General features: G+C 70.3%; 14 protein-coding genes and 1 pseudogene. 7 read left to right on the top strand and 8 right to left on the bottom strand.

The features are described 5' to 3' along the window. Together AN218_RS14605 and AN218_RS14600 are read left to right on the top strand one after the other, a co-directional pair. The coding region (locus AN218_RS14605) for an amidohydrolase family protein (protein ID WP_070017322.1) at positions 1–1293 on the top strand (1293 nt) is incomplete at its 5' end. 111 nt (positions 1294–1404) lie between these two features. Next, positions 1405–2076 (top strand): SDR family oxidoreductase, encoded by a 672-nt coding sequence (locus AN218_RS14600; RefSeq protein ID WP_070017321.1) that lies wholly within the window; start codon positions 1405–1407, stop codon positions 2074–2076. Positions 2077–2116: 40 nt separating this feature from the next. Here the strand turns inward: AN218_RS14600 and AN218_RS14595 are convergent, their stop codons facing one another. Continuing rightward, a complete protein-coding gene (locus AN218_RS14595) occupies positions 2117–3229 on the bottom strand; it encodes a YihY/virulence factor BrkB family protein (protein WP_070017320.1) in 1113 nt (370 codons plus the stop codon). 394 nt (positions 3230–3623) lie between these two features. On the opposite strand from AN218_RS14595, the gene AN218_RS14590 reads away from it, so the two are divergent. Further along, complete coding sequence (locus AN218_RS14590) at positions 3624–4070, top strand: DUF7144 family membrane protein (RefSeq protein WP_070017319.1); 447 nt, start codon at positions 3624–3626, stop codon at positions 4068–4070. 184 nt (positions 4071–4254) lie between these two features. Further along, positions 4255–5823 (top strand): annotated as a pseudogene (locus tag AN218_RS14585) (diguanylate cyclase domain-containing protein); the annotation flags it as partial. 637 nt (positions 5824–6460) lie between these two features. Here the strand turns inward: AN218_RS14585 and AN218_RS14580 are convergent. The 4 genes from AN218_RS14580 to AN218_RS14565 are packed head-to-tail and all read right to left on the bottom strand — an operon-like array spanning position 6461 to position 12697. After that, positions 6461–7723, bottom strand: coding sequence for a toll/interleukin-1 receptor domain-containing protein (locus tag AN218_RS14580; protein WP_244900457.1), 1263 nt, complete (start codon positions 7721–7723; stop codon positions 6461–6463). Further along, a complete protein-coding gene (locus AN218_RS14575) occupies positions 7723–10581 on the bottom strand; it encodes an alpha-glucosidase C-terminal domain-containing protein (RefSeq protein WP_070017316.1) in 2859 nt (952 codons plus the stop codon). Before AN218_RS14575 ends, AN218_RS14580 begins: the two co-directional genes overlap by 1 nt. After that, positions 10578–11798: a hypothetical protein gene (locus AN218_RS14570; protein WP_070017315.1), complete on the bottom strand. Its 1221-nt coding sequence runs from the start codon at positions 11796–11798 to the stop codon at positions 10578–10580. Before AN218_RS14570 ends, AN218_RS14575 begins: the two co-directional genes overlap by 4 nt. Beyond that, positions 11795–12697, bottom strand: coding sequence for an AAA family ATPase (locus tag AN218_RS14565; protein WP_070017314.1), 903 nt, complete (start codon positions 12695–12697; stop codon positions 11795–11797). The genes AN218_RS14570 and AN218_RS14565 overlap by 4 nt, the downstream gene beginning before the upstream one ends. A gap of 255 nt (positions 12698–12952) precedes the next feature. Here AN218_RS14565 and AN218_RS14560 point away from each other — a divergent pair, with 255 nt between their 5' ends. From AN218_RS14560 to AN218_RS36080, 3 genes are all read left to right on the top strand, one after another. After that, the gene (locus AN218_RS14560; RefSeq protein WP_070017312.1) at positions 12953–13840 is read left to right on the top strand and encodes a DUF4231 domain-containing protein; all 888 of its coding nucleotides are present in this window, start codon (positions 12953–12955) and stop codon (positions 13838–13840) included. 570 nt (positions 13841–14410) lie between these two features. Further along, positions 14411–14992 (top strand): DUF4365 domain-containing protein, encoded by a 582-nt coding sequence (locus AN218_RS14555; RefSeq protein ID WP_070017310.1) that lies wholly within the window; start codon positions 14411–14413, stop codon positions 14990–14992. Next, complete coding sequence (locus AN218_RS36080; protein WP_141747581.1) at positions 14985–16223, top strand: hypothetical protein; 1239 nt, start codon at positions 14985–14987, stop codon at positions 16221–16223. The genes AN218_RS14555 and AN218_RS36080 overlap by 8 nt, the downstream gene beginning before the upstream one ends. 110 nt (positions 16224–16333) lie before the next feature. On the opposite strand, the gene AN218_RS36075 is transcribed toward AN218_RS36080, so the two are convergent. The 3 genes from AN218_RS36075 to AN218_RS14535 all read right to left on the bottom strand — a co-directional run bounded on the left by AN218_RS36075 (position 16334) and on the right by AN218_RS14535 (position 19666). Continuing rightward, entirely contained in the window at positions 16334–17737 is a 1404-nt protein-coding gene (locus AN218_RS36075) for a hypothetical protein (RefSeq protein WP_141747580.1), read from the bottom strand. Between the two features lie 226 nt (positions 17738–17963). Next, entirely contained in the window at positions 17964–18485 is a 522-nt protein-coding gene (locus AN218_RS14540; protein WP_070017307.1) for a flavoprotein, read from the bottom strand. After that, positions 18482–19666, bottom strand: coding sequence for a helix-turn-helix domain-containing protein (locus tag AN218_RS14535; RefSeq protein ID WP_079132178.1), 1185 nt, complete (start codon positions 19664–19666; stop codon positions 18482–18484). Before AN218_RS14535 ends, AN218_RS14540 begins: the two co-directional genes overlap by 4 nt. Positions 19667–20213: the final 547 nt, after the last annotated feature.

The raw sequence follows: 20213 nt of genomic DNA, 5'->3' as shown, positions 1-20213 counted from the left end.
CCGGCCCGCGAACCGGCCGCACCCCGCGACACCTCACGCGACGCACCCCGCGACGGCTCCGGCGAGGGCGCCGCCCCGCGCAGTCTCATGCTGTGCGGCGCACGTCTCGCCGACGGCCGCACCGTCGACGTACGGCTGGGCGGCGGCCGGATCGAGGCCGTCGGTACGGCCGGCAGTCTCGCGCAGGGCACACCGCCCAAGGGCGCCTCCCGCGTCGACCTCGCCGGCTATCTGCTCCTGCCGGCGCCGGCCGAGGCGCACGCGCACTACGACACCGCGCTGACCGCCGTCTCCCCCAGCTCCGACGGGCCGCCCCGCAGCGCCCCCGAGGACGTACAGCGCCGTACGACGGAGGCGGCCCTGCTCCAGCTCGGCTTCGGCGCCACCGCGACCCGTACCCATGTGCACATCGGCGACGTCGCGGGGCTGCGCTCGCTGGAGGCGGTGCTTCAGGCGCGGCGGGCGCTGCGCGGACTGGTGGAGCTGAGCAGTGTCGCGGTACCGCGGCTGCTGACCGGCGTCGCGGGCGCGGACGGGCTGTCGATGCTGCGGGACGCGGTGAAGATGGGCGCGTCCGTGATCGGCGGCTGCCCGGACCTCGACCCGGATCCGTCCGGGTACGTGGACGCGGTGCTGGAGGTCGCGGCCGAACACGGCTGTCCCGTCGATCTGCACACGGACGGCGCCGACCCGGCACGGCTCTCCCGGCTGGCCGCCGCCGCGGGCGGGCTGCGTCCCGGTGTCGCCATCGGACCGTGCGCGGGGCTGGCGAGGATGCCGCACAAGGCGGCGGTCCGTACGGCGGAGCGGCTGGCGGCCGCGGGCGTCACCGTGGTGTGCCTGCCGCAGGGCGACTGCGGCGTCGTGGAGCGTCCCTCGCAGACGGCGCCGCCGCGCATCGCTCCCGTACGGCTGCTCCGGGCGGCCGGGGTCACGGTGGCGGCGGGCAGCGGAGCGCTGCGGGACGCGGCGAACACGGTCGGCCGGGGCGATCCGCTGGAGGCCGCGTATCTGCTGGCGTCGCACGGTGAGGCGAGCCCGGAGGACGCGTACGACGCGGTGTGCGCGCGGGCGCGTACGACGATGGGGCTGCCCGAGGTGCGGGTCGAGGCCGGTTTCCCGGCGGAGCTGGTGGCCGTGCGCGGGTCGGAGCTGGCGGGGGCGCTCTCGCTCGCGTACAGCCGGATCGTCGTGCACCGGGGGCGCGTTGTGTCGCGGACCAGCGCGGTGCGTGAGTTCTGCGACTTCACGGGGACGTCGGAGTTCGATCTGCCGCGGCAGTCGCAGGGCTGAACTGCCGGGCGGCGCGGGTCCGTTCGCGGCGTCGCGCCCGCCGGGCGGGGTCGGACGGCGGCTGACGGGCTCTCAGCGCGCCGCCCGCCGGTGTGACGTACGGTCGGGACCATGCGCACAGTCATCGCTGGTGGACACGGTCAGATCGCGCTGCGGCTGGAGCGTCAGCTCGCCGCACGCGGGGACGAGGTCGCGGGCCTGGTCCGCAATCCGGAGCACGCCGAGGATCTGCGGGCCGCGGGCGCCGAACCGGTCGTCTGCGACCTGGAGTCGGCCTCCGTCGAGGAGGTCGCCGCACATCTGGAGGGCGCCGACGCGGTGGTCTTCGCGGCGGGCGCGGGCCCCGGCAGCGGGGCGGCGCGCAAGGAGACCGTGGACCGGGCGGCGGCCGTCCTCTTCGCCGACGCCGCCGAACGGGCAGGCGTACGGCGCTACATCATCGTCTCGTCCATGGGCGCCGACGCCTCCCTCACCGAGCCGCCGGAGGGCATGGACCCGGTCTTCGCCACGTACCAGCGGGCCAAGGGCGAGGCCGACGACGCCGTACGGGCGCGCGACGGACTGGACTGGACGGTGCTGCGGCCGGGGCGGCTGACCAACGAGCCCGGCACCGGCAAGGTCCTGCTCGGAGAGCGGACGGGACGCGCGGAGGTGACCCGGGAGGACGTCGCCGCGGTGCTCGGCGCTCTGCTGCACGCACCGGGGACGGCCGGGCTCACGCTCGAACTGATCAACGGCTCGACGCCGGTCGAGGAGGCCGTCGGGGCGGTCGCCGGAGCCTGACGAGTCCCGGCCCGGGGAATCGGGAACGGGGCCGGCGGGTTCAGGCGCCCGCGTCCGGCTCCGGCTCCGGCTGTGCGGCCGAGTCCTCGTCCGTGTCCGTGTCCGTTCCCGCCGAAGGGTCCGCCGCGGCGCGCAGCTTGGCGAGTTCGGCGTTGAACTGCGCCCCGACGAGCAGCGCCAGGTTCGACATCCACAGCCACACCAGGAAGACGACGATCCCAGCGAGCGATCCGTACAGCCGGTGGTACGTGCCCACGTGCGAGGTGTACAGGGCGAAGCCCAGTGACGACACCAGCCACAGCACCACCGCGAGCGCACCGCCCGGCGCCCGGTTCCTTACGCCCCGGGTCCCGGCGGGCCCCGTACGGAAGGCGACCAGTACGAGCACCGCCACCAAGCCCAGCAGCAGCGGCCACTTCATGGTGTGCCAGGCGCCGGCGGCGAAGTCGTCCATGCCGAGCAGGCCGCCCGCCGTCCGTGCCACCTCGCCGCTGAGCACCAGCACGAAGACGCTGGAGACGAGCAGCGCGAGCAGGGCCAGCGCGGTCAGCACGATGCGCGGAACGGTCCGCCAGACCGGACGGTGGTCCTCCACTCCGTGCATCGCGTGCAGCGCGCGGCGGAAGACGCTGAGGTAACTGGAGGCGGACCAGAGCGATCCGGCCGTGCCGAACACCGCGAGCAGCCAGGCCGCCGTGCTCTGTGCGGCCATATCCTTGAGCACGCCCGCCATCAGGTCCCCGGACTGGGCGGGCAGGACGGTGGTGACGCGGGCGATCAGTTCCCTGGTCGCGTCCGATCCCGCGAGGCCGACAGTGGAGACCGTCACGAGCAGGGCGGGGAAGATCGCGAGCACCGCGTAGTAGGTGAGGGCGGCGGCCCAGTCGGTGACGTCGTCGTTCCAGATGGAGACGGGCGTACGGCGCAGCGCGGTGCGGCACTCCGCGAGGCCGGGGAGGGGCGTGGGCGCGGCGGCGGGAGCATGCGTGGGCGAGGGGGCCAGCGCGGATTCCGGCGAGGACGGGGAGGACGGGGAGGACGGGGAGGACGGGGAGCGGGGCTGGACGGGGGCGGACGGTTCCGGCGCCGGCGAACGGCCCCCGCTCTCCCGTCCGGCCGCCTCCGCGTCTCCCCCGGTCACGCGTGTGCTCACTCGTGGCCCCCTCCGCCTTGCTCGTCGTGCTCGCCGCCCCGGCCGAACGCGTTGCCCAACACCGCTTCCCCGCGGCCCGGTTGCTGCGTCCGTGCGTTCGCGCTGCGGCGTCGGTACGGGATCGGTGCGGCTGGTACGCGTCTGGCCGGGTTCGCCGTACCGGAAACATTCTGTCCGGCCCGTGGGCACGCACCTGACGCGCACCGGGACGGCGGGCAGCGGCCCGCGGACCTTCGCGGGTGGCGCCCGGAGGCCGCCTGGCCATGTGCCCGATTGCCGCTCTGACCTGGGAAAACGGCTCCGGTCGCAGCCTCGGGAGATTCTGCCAAACTAGGACATAAGCACCTGAACAGGTGAAGGCAGAAGGCAGACCTTGCAAGAGGAGGGTCTCGACATGGCAACTCATGCTGCCGGCGGTTCGCACGCGGCGACCGCCGTCCGCAGTACCGGCAAGCCGTCCTTCAGCGGCTGGACGAAACTGGCCGGCGCGCTGATGTTCTTCGGCGGACTGCTCGCCGTTTCCTCTGGTGTCGCAGCCCTGCGCGAGGACGCCGTATTCGCGTCGACGCGAAGCTACGCGTTCGACTACAGCCTCACGGGCTGGGGATGGGTCCACCTGTTCCTGGGCGCCGCGATAGCCGTCGCAGGTATAGCCGTCATGTTGACGGGTGCGACGTGGGCCCGATGGGTCGGCATAGTCCTTGCCGGCCTCGGCATGATCGCCAGCTTCATGTGGCTGCCGTACTTCCCGCTGTGGGCGGTGATCACCCTGGCGATCGACGTGTTCATCATCTGGGCGCTGTGCGCGGGGATGGGCACCCGATCGCAGCCGTCGACCTAGCCCCCGTGAAGCGACGGCTCCGGGTCGCACGTGAACGCACGCCGGCCCGGGGCCGCCTTCTGTCCCGGGGCCTGCTGTCCCGGGCGTCCGGAACGCATCGCCGCCGGCGCCCGTGCTCCTATCCTGAGTGCCGAGCGGAACCGGTGCGGTACGGGGCCGCGGAACGCGGCTCAGGGGGAGGGCGATGGCAGCCGAGTCGGAGCGGTCGGAGCCCTACGTCCGCCTGGCCAGTCTGCGCCGACTGCACGTCGCCGTAGCGCAGTTGAGCACGGCGCGCGGTCTCGCCGACACCCTGCAGACGATCGCCGACGGCGTGGTCGAAGGGCTCGGCTTCGAGGTCGCGGCCGTTCATCTCGTACGTCCCGACGGCGACCTGGTCGTCGCGGCCGTCGCGGGCAGCGACGAGGCCGAGGTGGCGTTGGCGGGCCGTACCGCGTCGCGTGCCTCCTGGGACCAGGAGCTGTCGACGGGCGAGCCCTGGGGCGGTCTGCGGTTCATCCCGTACGCCGAGGGCCGGGCCGACGGGCTGCCCCGGTGGCACCCCGCGGGACCCGTACCGCAGGGCAAGGACGACTGGCGCCCCGGCGACCGGCTGTTCGCGCCGCTGTACGACGCGGACGGCGAACTGCTCGGCGTGCTGTCCGTCGACAGACCGCACAACGGACGGCGGCCCGGCGCCTGGGCGCGCGAAGCGCTCCAGCTCTACTCCTCGCAGGCCGCGGCCGCGCTCGGCAACGCACGGCTGCGCTCCGACATGCAGCGCGCCCTCGCCCGTCTGGAACGCAGGCAGTCGGCGCTGCGCGCCAGCGAGGAGGGCTTCCGGCGCGACTTCGAGTACGCGCCGAACGGCATGGCCGTCGCGGAGACGGGCGGCGACCAGCACGGGCAGTTCGTCCACGTCAACGACGCGCTGTGCCGTCTGCTCGGCCGCTCCGCCGCGGATGTGCGCCGCCGTTCCTTCTCCGACATCGTCCATCCCGAGGACCTCGGGACGCTGCTGCGTACCTCCGCCGAGGGCGGCCGTGCAGAGGTGCGCCTCGCCCGCCACGACGGCTCGTACCTCTGGGTCTCGCTGCGCAACTCCGTCGTGGCCGACACCGCCGACGGACCGCGCTTCCTGCTCACCCACGTCGAGGACATCGACGAACGCAAGCGCCACGGACTGGAGTTGGCGCACCGCGCCGACCACGACGCCCTGACCGGGCTGCCCAACGGCGCCGAGCTGCGGGCCCGTCTGAGCGCGAAGATCTGTCCGTCGGCCGAGGACGAGAGCGGCGCGGACGGCTTCGATGCGGCGGGCATGCCGTCGGCCTTCGGGGCGGCCGGCGGGCATGTGCACCTCGTCGCCCCGGAGGAAGGCGGCGGAACTCGCGGGCTCGCCGTCCTCTTCTGCGACCTCGACGGCATGCACGCGGTCAACGAACGCTACGGGTTCCGGGCCGGGGACGCCGTACTCGTCGAGCTCGCACGGCGGCTTTCGGACGCGGTCGGCGACGGCGACGGCGACACGGTCGCGCGGTTCGGCGGCGACGAGTTCGTCGTACTCGCCGACGGCCTGCGGCCCGCCGACGCACAGGAGTTGGCCGTACGGCTGCGGAACGCGATCGCCCTGCCCGTCGAGGTGGACGGCGACGTCACGGTGACGGTGGACTCCAGCCTCGGCGTGGCCTGGGCGGCGTGCGGCGACTCCGTCGAGGACGTGCTCAAGACGGCGGACCTGCGGATGTACGAGGAGAAGCGGTCACGGGAGCGGGCGCGCCACGTACGGACGGCGAGCGAGCCCGCCGACCCGGAACGCCGGATCGTCGCCATGCCGCCGCGGCACGACGCGGTGGTCTGGGCGCCCCACCGTCCCGCCGTGCAGCGGGAGTTCGTACGGACGTGGCCGACGGACGGCGCCGCGCCTCCCGCCCGCCCGCGCGCCGTCGAGGTCGGTTCGGCCGCGGCGCTCTCGCGTCTGGCAGCCGACCCGCACCACATCCACCGGGTCGTCTGCCGGGGCGATGTGGCGGATCTCAGCGCTCTCGGCCGGCTTCCGTCCCTCCGGTCGCTGGTGATCGACGGCAACGCGGTGCTCCTCGGCCTCGACGCGCTGGACGGCTGCCGCCGGCTGCGGTCGCTCACGGTCTCCGGCTGCGGGCGGCTGACCGACTGGTCCGCCGTGGCACGGTCCGGGGTCGTCTTTCTGACGGTCTCCTGCGCGGCGTCGGCGGTCCCCGAGCTGTCGTCGGGGCTCGTGGGCGCGCCCCGGCTGCGGGAGTTGCGGCTGCTGACGACCGGCGAGGACGGCAGGGACGGCGAGAGGGAGTCCACCGGCCGGGAGAGCGCCCTCGACCTCGGCGCGCTGCACACCATGCCCCGGCTGAGGATCACCCTCGACTCCGGTGCGGCTACCGGCTGAACTCCTCGTGCGTACGGAGCATGTCCATCTCCGGCTCCCACGACAGCGGCTCCAGCAGCGCATGCCCGGCCGCGCCCGCGCCCACCTGGTCGTGCGCGAAGAGGAAGAGCAGTTGGGGAAACTCCGCCAGCAGCCGCCGCACCAGTTCGTCGTCGGGCCGTACGTTCAGCAGGATCGTCACGGGTCCGCCGCGCTCGTCCTCCGCCTGTGCCAGGGCACGGCGCAGGACGTCCTTGTCGTGGACGCCGTAGCACAGGTGCTCCGCGAGATAGTCGCCCACGTCCTCGACCAGGCTGTCGACGAAGTCCAACTCGGGGCTGGGCACCGCCACATGGCACCGCCACGGCTGCGGATCCTCGCTCGCGCGCCGCACGTACATCTGCGCCGTGCGGACCTTGCGCGCCTCCAGCAGGGCGATCCGCCCGCTCGGCACGGTGTCGCTCAGCGTCCGGAGCTGTTCCGCCGCGCGTCCCGGCACCCTGGCGAACGGCACCACGACGTCGACGACGTCCCGCCGGTGCTCCCTGTCCGTCAGCAGCGGCAGAAGTCTCGTGAGCGCCTTGCGCATCGCGCAGTACGCGCCGATGCCGTCCACGGGGCGTTCGCTCAACAGGCCGGTCGAGACGACGTAGTCGGTGTGGTCCCTGGCGTACGCGATGACGTCGACGCCGAGTTCCTGCGCGACCTGCCGCAGCGCGTGGTCGGACAGGCCCTCGATCCGGCTCGCGACGTACTCGGTCACCCTCGGGTGCGGCAGCGCCCCGTGCCGTTCCACCAACGGCCGTACGATCCCGGCCACTTCGGGCGGCGGGACGGCGGGCCCGGCCGCCGGGGACCAGTCGACCATGTCCAGCCTGCCGAGGCCGATCCCGTCCAGCCGGCTGCCCTGGAGATCGGCACGCCGGACGCCGGGCAGCACGACCGGCAGCAGCAGGAAGCGCTGCTGGTTCGCCTCCCGCAGCGCGTTCGCGAGAAGCGCCTCCTCCATGACGTGGTACGAGTCGAGCGCGTGGCGCGACAGCAGGACCACGGCGCCCTGGCTGCGGAGGAGTTCGACCATCAGCTTCCGGTGCCATTCGTCGCCCCCGCGCAGGACGTCGCGGTCGACCACGGTGTCGCAGCCCAGCTCCTCCAAGTGCGCGGCGAGGGCGTCGCGGTAGGCGGCGCACTCGCAGCCTTCGTCGCCGCACTTGCCGGAGCTGTGGCTGATGAAGATCTTGGGGCGGGCCATCGAGGACACTCCTGCGGACATCACGGGGACACCTGTTCTGCGAGCAGTCCGAACCAGCGGACGGACGCGGGCCGCAGCCGGACGCGCACCACCATGCCGCCGGCGTCGAGAGCCGAACCGTCGAACAGGTCCAGCAGGCCTGCCGGTTGGCCCAGCACGGCGGAGTCGATCTCGGCGTCGGCCGGGTACGGGGCGAAGTTGACCAGGCACAGCACCGATTCGTCTCCGTGGCGGCGCAGCAGCGCGAGCACGCGGGGTGCGGGGAGGTCGAGCAGCCGGCATTCGCCGCGGGAGAGGGCCAGTTGGTTGCGGCGTACGTCGAGCATCGTGCCGAGCGGGACCGGGTCCGGCCCTCCCGCCGGCGGCGCCGTGAACGGCAGAACGGGACTGCCCGGCAGGGACAACAGGACGGCAGCGGCGAGCCGTTCGGTCTCCCGGGGCCGCGGGGCGCCGAGTTCGAGCGTCCAGCGGTCCGAACTCCCCGTCGGGGAGGTACGGGTGGCGGTCCGCTCGATCCAGAGCTTCAGCGTGGACATCCGTGCCGGGAAGCCGCCGTCCCCAAGGCCGTCGTCGTCCCCGAGACCGTTGCCGTACCCGGTGCCGGTGCCGGTGCCGTACCCGTGGCCGTCGTCGTCGAGCACCGAGAGAAGGGACCGGCTCAGCATCAGCGCCGGCGGGGTCCGGGCGGTGTCGGGCGGCTCCGCCGTGGCGTGTGCCGAGGATCCGTACAGCAGCAGGCGGTCGTCATAACCCTCGATGAGGTGACGTACGTCGTCCAGGAGGTCGTCGTCCACGGTCTCGGCACCGACGAGCCGGAGCCCGTCGAAGCCCTGGTCCAGCAGCGTGCACGACGTCTCCAGCACGTCCGCCTCACCGCCGAGCGACACGTCGAGGTCGGCGACGACGCGTACGCCCCGGCTGTGGGCGGCGGCAGGCCAGGACGCCGACTCCCCCTCGGCGCCCGCTCCGTAGGAGTGCGCCGGTACGGCGAGACAGTCGACGCCGGGGAGCTGGGACACGGTCGCGATCTGCTCGCCGTCCGCCGCGACGAGCGCACAGCCGCGGCCCCAGGCCGGGACGCCGTCGTCGTCCGGGCGGTACTCGGGGTCCGGTGTGACGCGGTAGCGCCGGCCGTCCTCCGTGCTCAGCTCCAGCGGGCCGCCCGTGCCCGCGACCACCCAGCTTCCGGCGGCGCCCGCGAACACCCGGGTGGCACAGAAGCGGAGGCGGGTCTCGCGCGGGTCCGCGCCCGTGAGCAGCGGCCATTCGATCAGCAGCGCGTCGTTGCCCACCGCCGCCACCCGCTGCCCGTCGGCGCTGACGGCCAACGAGGAGACCTGCCACGGGGCTTGGCCGATGTCGCGGACCGGGGTCGTACCGCGGTCGCCGTCAGCGGGACCGGAGCCGAGGCCGGAGCCGGAGTCGGGGCCGGGGCCGGGGCCGGACGGCACGGCGCGCACCCTGCCGTCGGCTCCCGCCTGTACGACCGTGCGCCCGTCCGCCGTACGGGCCGTCGCGGTGGTGCGGTTCCACACGGCCTGTCCCGTGGACGTGGTGAACTGCCCCTGCTCGTCGCCGAATACGTCCCCGGACCCTCCGGAACGGCTGAACTCGCCGCCGGCGCGCACCGGTTCGCGGTACGTCCGACCGTCCTGGACGTACGAGAGGACGGTGCCGTCGGCGGACAGCGCGACGCGCGTACGGTCCGCGGGCCCCGGTCCCGGTCCCGGTCCACGCTCCGGCCCCGACCCGATCCTGGGCTCGGGCGGCACGCGGCGTGTCTCCGTGCCGTCGCGGGCGTACAGGACGACCGTGCCGTCCGCGAGCAGCACCGCGCAGTGCGCCGCGGACGGGTCGGCGCCGGGCCGGTCGGCGACGGCGACGTCCAGCGCGGCGCCCGGATGCGCCAGGCTCATCTCCAACTCCCCTGCGGGGCCGATCCGTTGCACCACGGTGAAGGGCAGACGCAGGCTCCGCCCCGCGTCCAGCTCCAGACGTACGGGTTCGGGCCAGCCCGCCAGCGGGCTCGTCACATCGAGGCGCACCCGGTGTCTGGTGCCCCCGGCGTGGATCCGCTTGGCACCGGCCGCGGGCGGTCTGCTGAGGACGATGCCGTCCGACTGCGCCACCGCGCCGACGGCCACGGGGCGCTGCACCAGAGCGCGTGCCGCGCTCACGCCGGGCGCCGGCCGCTCCACGTCGAGGGGGTCGGGCGGCGGTTCGAGGCCGAGGCGTTCGCAGGAGGCGACCTGCACATGCAGGACGTCGTCGTGGAGCAGGACCCTCTCCGGGAGACGGGCGACGTAGTGCAGCGCCCAGCGGCCCAGATCGTCCGCGGCCCTGTCGTCGTCCTCGGTCTCCCCCGTTGCCTCTGACCGCTCGGGCCCGTCCGGTCCCGGGGCCGCGAGGGCGCGCAGGACCTGACGCGCGGAGCGCGCGACGTCCGTCCGCGCTGTCGGGGAGCCGCTCAGATCCGACCACAGCAGCTCTTCGCAGAACCGTACGATGCGCGGGGCGCGGGCGTGCTCCTCGGCGGTGAAGTCCCGGATCCTGCGCAGCAGTCGGGGCGACCGCGTCATGAGGCGGGAACGCAGCGCCTCGGCCGCCTCCCTGTCCAGCAGCAGGGCACGGCCGCCCACGGCCTCCACGAGCGGGGAGAAGCAGAGGTCCGCCTCCAGACCGGCGGTCGACGAGGGCAGGAAGCGCAGCCGTGCGCGCCGGAGGAACGTCCAGTCGAGATGGGCCGCGAGGGAGACGCACTCGGCCAGGGCGACGAGTTGGGGCCGGTGATCCCCCAACTGCTCGATCATCGCGGCCACATGGCGGCCGGTCGTACCGGGGCCGCCCGCAGCAGGGCCGGGCATGCGGTATTCGGTCATGACCGCGCTTCCGTCGCCTGACGGATCCTCCGCAGCGCCTCCTGCGCGTACCGCAGCGAGATGCGCCGGTCGAACGGGATCAGCGCCACCCTGTCCCGTAACGACCGCGGATAGTCGTCCGCGGGGAACGGCGTGATGCACACCGCCGGGCAGCCGGAACGCAGCAGCCGGTGGATGAACTCCCGCCAGTCCGCGACCGGTACGGCCGGCTCGTCCGCGAACGGCCGCCGCGCGCGGCCCAGATCGGAGACGAGCACCACGGGGGTGCCGGGGGCGGGCGGCCGGTAGGGCTGCGGGGCGGCGGGGTCGCCGCGTACGACGCCGCGCAGCGGGGTGCCCCGGAAGCGCAGCACCTCGACGCGGTCGCGTCCGGCGATGCTGCCCGCCAGTTCGCGCAGCCACCGGCGGTCCTCCTGGAAGGGCGTCATGCCCGCACCGTGGTCGAGCAGGAGCTGCACTCCGCGGCGGGTGCTGGGACGGCTCTGCCACGGGACGGTCCGCAGACTCTCGTGACGGGCCGTCTTCCGGCTGAGCGTGCGCGCGTCGAGCCGGCGGCTCGCGACGGGAGTGGACACGGTCGCGAACATCACGCCGCGCGCCCAGTCCGGTTTCCAGGGCGGCTCGTACGGCGGGAGGGCGACGGGGCCGCCGGGCTGGTCGGCGGCCCGATAGCCGAGGGGATCGGCGGAGGGGCCGCCGGACTGGTCGGCCGAGGGCGCGGCGTCCGCGAGGAGTGCCCTGCCGCGGTCCTCCGGGAGCGGCCCGGTGGGGGTCACGGAGAAGTCCAGGGCGCGGTCGAGGAGCCGGGGTACGTGAACTCCCGCCGCGGGGGCGGGAATCGACGGCGTGGACGGGGCCGCCGGAGCCGCCGGGGCCGTCGAGGCGGTGCCGGGCCGGGGTGCTGCCGGGGCCTCCGCCCCGGAACCGGGGTGCGCGCCCGCGTACGTACGCTCCCCGCCGGAGCCGCCCGGACCACGGGAGCCGGAGCCGGATTCGGCCCCGGGTACGGGTACGGGTACGGCATCGGCCCCGGAGAGCGCATCGGCCCTGCCCTCGACCGCATCGACGACGGACGCCGGGGCCGGGGCCGGGATCCCGTACTCCCGGCCGAGCCCCAGCAACTCCGCCATGGCCCGCGAGGTTTCCCGGTCCCCGGGACGCAGAAGCGCGAACGCCTTGGCCAGGTCTCCGAGGAAGACCTCTCCGCGGGCGCTCATGCGGAACGTTCCGCGACGTCGCGCCGCTTGCGGAGCGTGACGTTCTCCAACTCCCTCCACTCCGGGGTGCCCGGGACCACCTGGAGCTGGTGGCTGGCCTTGAGCGCGTCCAGATACTCCGCCGTACTGGGCGCGGCGGCCGGGTCGTCCCGCTGGTCCCGAACGGCCAGGAGGTGATCGGCGATCGCGTGCGCGAGGTCGTCGTCGAAGTGCGCGCCGAGGTGCTGCCGCGCCACCCGCAGCAGATGCTCCTTGTTCGGAGCGCCCAGCTCGAAGACGATGCAGCGGCGCAGAAACGGACGGGGCAGCTCCCGCTCGTCGTTGGTCGTGATGACGACCAGCGGGGCCTCCTGCTCGCTGACGGTGATCGGCTGCCCGTCGTCCCAGGGGTGCGGGAAGGAGAGCGAACCCAGCGGCCCCAGCAGGCTGTTCGGCAGATCGGGGTCGGCCTTGTCGATCTCGTCGATCAGTACGACGGACCGCTTCCCGCTCTCCCGCTCGAAGGCCCGCCACAGCGGCCCCTTCGTGTAATAGCAGCCGATGTCGTCCTGGAGTCTGCTCGCCTGCGCGTCGTTGAGGCGCTTGAGGGCGTCGAACCGCCAGAGCAGATCCTCGGGTTCGGTCCGGGCGGTCACCACATGCGCGTAGTGGCTCCAGCCCAGGATCCGCGCGACGTTGGGAGCCAGCGTGGACTTGCCCGCTCCCGGCGGACCGAAGAGCAGCAGCGGACGCCCGGTCTTGAGCGCGACGTTGACCGCGAGCACGAGACGGTCGTCGTCGAAGACGTAGACCTCGTCGTCGGCGGCGTAGCCGGATCCGCCCTCCTCCGGCGACGGTCGGCTGCCCGGCCCCGCGGACGGTACGTCCTGGGGGTCGAACTCCTTCTCGTACTGGAGCACGCGTCCTCCGGCTCACGGTCACGGTCACGGTCACGTTCACGTTCATCAGGGGCGTCGACGCGATCAGGCATCGACGCGACCGGGCGTCGATACGGTCAGGCTCGACGGGGTACGGCGTCCCACGGCCGGCACCCGGCCGTCCACAGGCGCTCGCTGGTACTCACTGGTACTCACCGATGCTCACAGACGCCGATCGCCTCGCCATTCTGTACCTTCGGCAGGCAGGTCAGGGCGGAGTCGGACACAATCGCACCCGTGAGTCAACACGGGGGCGGTACAACGCTGTTGGAGATATGGGATCAGCAGAGCGTCTGGTCCCAGGCGGCCGACCGGCGCAAGTCGGCGATCGGACGGGCACGGGCGCTGGCCCTCACCCTGGGCATCGCCGCGGCGGTCCTCGGGACGGCGGCCTCCCAGACCATGGACGCGTACGGGGCCGCCGGCAAGACCCTCGCGTTCGCCGCGGCGCTCGCGGCGGGACTGGTCCCTCTCGCGGCAGGGCGGGCGGGCCCCGCGGCCATACGGGACTGGACGCTGCTGCGCTCCGTGAGCGAGGCGATCAAGAACGAGGCGTACGTCTTCCTCGCCGGAGTGGCCCCCTACCGTGGCCCCGCGGCCTCCGCCGTACTCCGCGACCGCGTCGACCGCCTCCGCGCCGACGCGGCGGACCTCCTCCCCCACACCGAGGGAATCACCCCCGTCCCGCGAACGCCCCCCGAAGTGACCGACGTCGACTCGTACATAGAGCGCCGGGTACGCCAGCAGATCGACGGCTACTACCGCCCGAAGTCGGCCGCCATGGGCCGCCGCCTCACCCTGGTCCGCCGGGCGGAACTCCTCCTGGGATGCGCGGGCGCGGTCCTGGGCGCGGTGTCGGGTGCGTACGAAGTGGAAGCGGCAGCGGCCTGGGTGGCGGTCGCCACCCTGATCGGCGCGGCGGTGAGCACCCACGCGGTCACATCGAGATACGCCTACCAACAGATCGAATACGCCCGCACCGCGGACGAGTTGGACCGCCTGATCACGTCCTGGCGCTCGGAGCCTACGAGTTCGCCGGAGGCAGCGGACGCGTTCGTGGACCGCTGCGAGCGGGTCGTCTCCGTACTGAACGACAGTTGGATGATCAAGTGGACGACGGAGTAGGGGGCGGTGGCGGCTCGCCCGCCGGGGCTCCGGTGAACGGGGCTCAGTGCCGGGCAGCGGGTGCCCGCAAACGCCACAGAGGCCAGTGATCGACTTCGTCGCTGATCACTGGCCTCTGCTGGGCTGTGGCGGCGCTAGGATTCGAACCTAGGAAGGCTGAGCCGGCAGATTTACAGTCTCCAAGCTGGATGCGGCCTGAGCTGCGATGATCTGGTCGGTCCTCGACCTGCCCCACAGGGGCGCCAGGTAATCGAGCAGATTTACAGCGGGCCGCCTCCTCTGACTCACCCCCAGCCATGACGTGCGGCTTTCGACCCGCGTGCAGCGTTTCGACCACGTTGGAGAACATGGGAAGCGCTCCCCATGACTCCCGGATCCCTCGCGATGACCACCGTCCATGGAGGGGTTCACCGGTGCCCTCAGAGTCCGACTTGAAAGCCCCCTTCGACTCCAGACGCCTTGCCCCGCTAGGCAACTTCACAGGTTGGATAGCTGGGCCTACGGCCTCTTCCACCCCCAGCGGTAAGGACCTAGCCTTGTCAAGTTGTCTAGGGGTGAGGGCAGTTGCCTATGGTGGGGTTACTCGACGGCACCGGAGCGGAGGAGCCGCGCAGGAGCAACATCGAACCTGTCGACCCAAAGACGTTCACGGGGATGATGGAGCAGCTGCAAGAGGGGTACATCGCGAGCGTAGCGGCGACAGTCGGTTGCACGATACAGACGATCACCAAGGACTACTCGGGGACTGACCTCCATCTGATCCGTCCCCCGCGTACAGCGCTCGAAGAAGAGACAATGGTGTACGCCCAGCTCAAGAGCACCACGACGATATACCCGGACGCTGGCAAGGACTTCTTCAGCTATCAGTTCACGAAGCGCCAGTACTTCGATCACATGGTGAAGCCGAGGAAGCTCATAAAAGCGATCCTGATCGTCATGACGATGTCGCCGCGGCAAGCCGATTGGACCACCGCAGATCATGAGGGTCTGCTGACTAGACGCAGTTGCTACTGGGCATGTTTAGAGGGGGTTGAGGCTCCGTCACATGTTCAGAAGCCGACGGTTCGCATCCCAACAAAGAACCTTTTGGACGCGCGATCGTTAAGTTCCATCCTTGACAGGATCGAAAGGGGCGAGTCGTTACATGAATAACGTGACGATCCCGGCCCACGTCGATCCTGGACGCTTGGGAGCACTCCTAACGGAAGCCGGTTGGCAGCAAGTGGGTGGGCGTCGAGGTCTCTACAATCGTTATGTCCCCCCGGGAGGGGACGCATCACTCTTTGGGAAGTCGAGTCTCGTCATCCCCCTGGACGACACAGCCCCTGAATTCTCTGATCTGTTACAAACGGCCCTGCTTCAGATCTCTCAGCATCGAGAACTTTGGACACGTTCTATCTATCCCCGCCTTGCCGTGGAGGCATCAGACGAGTTCAAGTTCCGCAAGGAATCCCTTGCCCCCAGCGGACTTATCGAATGGCGCAGAGGCGAAAGATTGATCGAGTCGGCCCGGAAAGCATTAATTGCTGGCGCCAAGTCTTACATCAGCCCAGAGCGTCACTTTGTGAACCGCAATGGCAGATTCGCTGGCAGGTATCTCGATCAGGTACTCATGGGGCAGACTGCCCCAGGCAGTTACATTGTCACTGCGTACGCCCCACCCAATGGCCATGTCTCACTGAGCTCCGGTGCGGAGTCTGCTACATCTAGTGCTCTTCCTGAGGTCGGCACAGCCCCAGTTCGAGCCGTAAGTCAGGCAGTCATTAAGGCTGTAGAGGCCACCGTCGAGGCACTAGAACACTATCGAATCAGCGATTCCCTGTCGGCGTTCGAAGATGGCGTGAATCGTGGAGTCTCTTACGAGATGACCAACGCGATCTTAGGCGTTGCCAGCAATGCCGAGGGGGCTGATATCACGATCGACTGGGACTCCAGCATCCCCGCTCCTACCTCACTGCCTTCACACTTCGAATTCTCCCGTGAAGATGTGGAGCCTTTAAGTAAGGCTGCAATCAAACTAGCCGAAGATCAAAGTACTCAGGTAGCCACTATGGTCGGAAGGGTTCATCTACTTACTAGAAAGAATGTGGGCAGCCCTGGCGTTTTCGGGATCGAATCCCTGCTTCCCGGCTCCCCTCGCAAAGTACGAGTCCGACTCAGGAATGAAGAAGATTACCATGAAGCTATCCGTGCTCACGAAGAGGAACTTGCACTCCAGGTGAGCGGAACTCTCGAAAAGGAAGGAAACTTGAGCTGGCTTTACAATGCCACGGTGATTCAAACAATGGGTTCGATCGGGGACTTCGGCGCTCGATCATCCCGCAGAGGCATGAACGTGTCGGAGGGGCAGATCGATCTATTTGAACGTGAGGACAGGGAATAGACCCTACGGAAAGTTCTCAACGTGCTGCTAGGAAACCGTTCCAATCGCCGCCCCTGAGCTCTTCTCCGGGTTGTCGACCTCTGTTCTTCGCCACCACACCCTTGGGCCGTTCATTGCCGCTGCAGTACTCGACCGAGTCCCGCGATGACCGTGGTGGTGAGAACCCAGCCAGCGACCATGAGGAGAATAAAAACAGCCTTATCCCTGCCAGTGGGGTCCCACACGGTGTCGTGTCCCAAGCTGATGAAGGGAATGAGCACATCCAGGCTGTAGAGAAACGGATCCCACGTCGGTGCTTCATCTGGCTTGATGGCAGCGAGTGGTCCAGAAGCCTGGAAGTAGGCCGTGGCCGTGAATAGCAACGCTGAGAGCCAGATCAGGGCGCGACTGGGTACGTAGCCGAATCCGACCACGACGTCCTGCATTGTGCCCCACCACGCTCCCAAACGTCCCCTTGCCTGGTGACGCAGACGCTCCTTCTCACGCAGGACAGCTCGGGCATCTTGCTCGCGACCCTCATTGCCAAGTACCGCGGCAAGCTGCTCGTACGGCCCACGAGCGAAGGGGCGGTCCACGGCGGGTTGCAGGGCTCCATCCAAGACTGCATATGTGCGCAGCCATATCAGGCGGTCCCTCACCGTCGAACGCGGGCCACCGCCGATGCGCTCACTGAGCCGATCGTAGGTGAACCCTCCCAGGTCAACGGTGCATCTTCCTGGCCAGTTGGCAACGTCATCGATTAATCGCCCGAAGTGTGCGTCTCGGAGAGATACGGCGCCCGAGGAGGCTTCGTTGAGGTGCAGCGTGACGCGTGACGCTTGAACCTCTATGAGTGAGAGGGCCCAGTCCTCCGGACAGTAGGCGGTCACATCGACGAGAGACAGGACGTCGCCGATGCGTGCGCCGATCATATTGATCTTCCCGTTCACCACTAGGCCACGGGCCAGCAGTGCTCCCTGCACCTGAATGCCCTTCAACCGCAGCTTCCCGTGAACTATGCAATCACGGCGCATGTGCAAGCTACCGTCGATGGCTGCGCGACCCAATGTGAGTGCTCCATCGATAGTGCATCCGTCGAATTCGACTGTGCCAGCGACTTGGGCGTTGAAGAGCTGAACTTCCCCCGCGATATGCGTGTCAGGGAAACCGAGCCACTGAGCGACGTGCACGGATACGCCCCTCAGGCCGGGCAATTGACACGCCTCCATATGCATATTGACGAGGCGGGCGCCATCCAAGACGACCTGTTCCTCGAAGGCACAGTGATGGAACCCGACAGGGATCTCGATGAGAGCAGCCGAGAGGTTCAGCGCGCCAGTGACATCGGCCCCGTACAGGCATAGGTGGTTGGCGTGCCCAGGCTCTGGTTCGGGTCCAGCTAGGAGCAGTTGTGCGATCGATGACGCTCGAATCTTCCTGTCGCTCCACATACGAAGGTCGAGTCGCTCGCCACGACGGAAGGCGTGCCACATGGCGCGCTCTGCCGAACTCCACCTCGCAGGCGCGTCCGCCATGTTCTCCCCCGCCTTCACCAACGTTGCAAACCCCAGGGTAGGAACCGATGAGCCGGGACGTGAAGGGTAGGGTCCGTGCGAAGTTGGACAATCGGCCGCTGTGCAGTGGTTCTTGCAGATACGTTGAGACCTGAGCAGCTTGGATTCAGTCCTGCTCCTCACTGCCGACCCTGGCCTCTGTCAACGGACCTGGACGGGCCCATGCGATCCCCAACGGAATTCCAGGTTATCCCAGAGCGGCCAGCGCCTCCGCCCATCCGAACGCTCTCGCGTCGCCTTGCTTCGGCGGATGTGGCTCGCCCGACGTGAACACCACCTGCACGCCCTGCTCCCGTAGTGTCTCCACGGCCTGGCCGACGGCGGGTTGGGCGCCGAGGGCGGTGCTCCAGAATGGCGCGACCGCTACAGGGACCCCGAGGTGCACCGCCTCGGCGGAGATGCCGAGCGCGACGGTGTCGGTGATGCCGGCGGCCCACTTGCACGCCGATGTCGTGGTCAGGGGGGCGACCAGCATGGCGTCCGCCTTCGGCAGGCCGCCCGACTCCCCGGGCAACGTGTACCGGGACCGCACCGGATACCCGGTCAGCGCCTCCAACTCCGGAGTGTTGTCCGCGCACCATGTCGCCGCGGTCGGCGAGAGGATCAGGCACACGTCCCAGCCGGCGGCCTGCGCGGCGCGTACGCCGTCGGCGACGTACTGGGCGGGACCGGCGGCGGTCGCCATGAGATAGAGAACGCGTGTGGTCACGCCATGACTCCACAGCGCCGTGCGAGCCCGGTCAACTCGGGGCCGGGAGAGGGAACCAGTTCCACGAGTTCGCCGACGAAGGAGGCGACAGCGGGGCGTCGAACCTCCTCCGGTGCAAGCCGCTCGGCCTCCAACAGGTCCCTGACGGCGGCTTCGCGATTGCGCGTCAAGGCATGGGCACGGGCCGTCGTAACGAGGTGACGCGCCTGCCGCTCCTTGCTCAGCGGCTTCACGGCTTCCGGAGCGATGCGCTGCGCGGCCTCGACGGCGGACCAGGCGTCATCTAGACGCAGCAGGACGTCGACTTCGTGGAGGGCGACGTTCGTGGCGCCGAAGCCGGTGACGTCCGTACGGACGGGGCCCTGACGCTCGGCGACCTCACCGGCCTCGGCAAGACGCTCTTCCGCGATGGCCACGGTCTGGGGTGAGCGGTCGTTGTTGCTGAATCCGACGGCGGCGACGAGGTAGAGCATGCCGAGGGTCGACAGGCCGGCGGTTCCGGCTTGTTCGAGTTCCGGGCGGAGGGTGTTGGCGGTGGCCGTGGCGTACTCCGCGGCGGCCGTGTGCCGCTGCTGGTGTATCAAGCCGCGTGCGACACGGCGGGCAGCCGAACCGATCATGACCGGATCACCGCATGCGCTGGCAGCGGCCAGTGCCCGGTCAGCGGCCAGTACGCCTGGGACGTGGGCAACGGCTCCGAACTTGAACAGCAAGCTCGCCGCGAGTTGATAGGCGCGGGAAAGCAGCAGCCCTCCTTCGGGGCTCTCGTCGGCGGTGCTGCGAGCGTCCGCGATGACGCCGGGCAGATCGCGCGCTGCGGCGACGTAGTGCGCGCTCGCCCACGCCTGGTAGCAGTACTCGACGCGGCGGCGGAGTTCGGCGATGCGCACCACGGTGCCGGACGCCGGAGCATGGAGGGAATCGGCGAGTGCGGCCACGGCCGGCGGAAGAGCGGCCGCGGGGCGGGAGTTGGCGGTGTCAGCCACGAGTCGTTCCAGGGGGATGCGGAGCACTTCGGCCGCCCGTGCAAGTACGGACAGCCGTGGGTCGGACTGCCGTTGCCCGCCTTCGAGGTCCTGGACCCAGCGACGGGACTGCCCCATGAGCCGTCCGAAGTCGGCCTGAGTCAGTCCGCGGAGTTCACGCCAGTAGGCGATGCGACGGCCAACGCCAGTGTCCATCCCAACTCCCCTGCCGATGCACGCACTTTGCGTGCCCATCTTCGTTCTACCCAGCCCTACGGTGCTTCGCAAATACGCAAAGTAATCAAGGGGTAGCTATGGGATCGATCCCGACGGTGCCAGCCTGGCGACCGCCGGCCGGAAGCGCGTATGCGTGTCTGCCGTTCAAGCAACCCCTTCTCGGGTGCAGCGAGGTTTCGGCGTGGCTGGGGCAACAGGTCGAGGCGATGCCGGGGCAGGCGGCGGAGTCCGGGGAGGCGCCGTCGTGAAGTGCGTCCGCTGCCCGCGCATAGGCACGGTGCTCGTCTATCAGGTCGACACCGGGAACATGCAGGGCCTCGACTCGGGCCCGCGTACCGCGCGACATCTACGCCTGCGACGAGCACGCCGTCGAGATCGGCCGTGAGCCGGGCGCTTGGCCCTGGCTCACCGCCTTAACCGAGGGGGCGCGGTGAAAGCGGTGCTCCTGATGCTGCTCCTCTGGGCCGCTACCGCCGCGGTCTCCGTACCGCACCGTGCAACGAGACGGCTTCTCCGCGAGCTCGAA

The organism is Streptomyces nanshensis, assembly GCF_001751255.1.
Classification (GTDB): Bacteria; Actinomycetota; Actinomycetes; order Streptomycetales; family Streptomycetaceae; genus Streptomyces; species Streptomyces nanshensis_A.
Note: the sequence above shows the minus strand (reverse complement) of the source record. Positions and strands in the feature narration are given on the sequence as shown.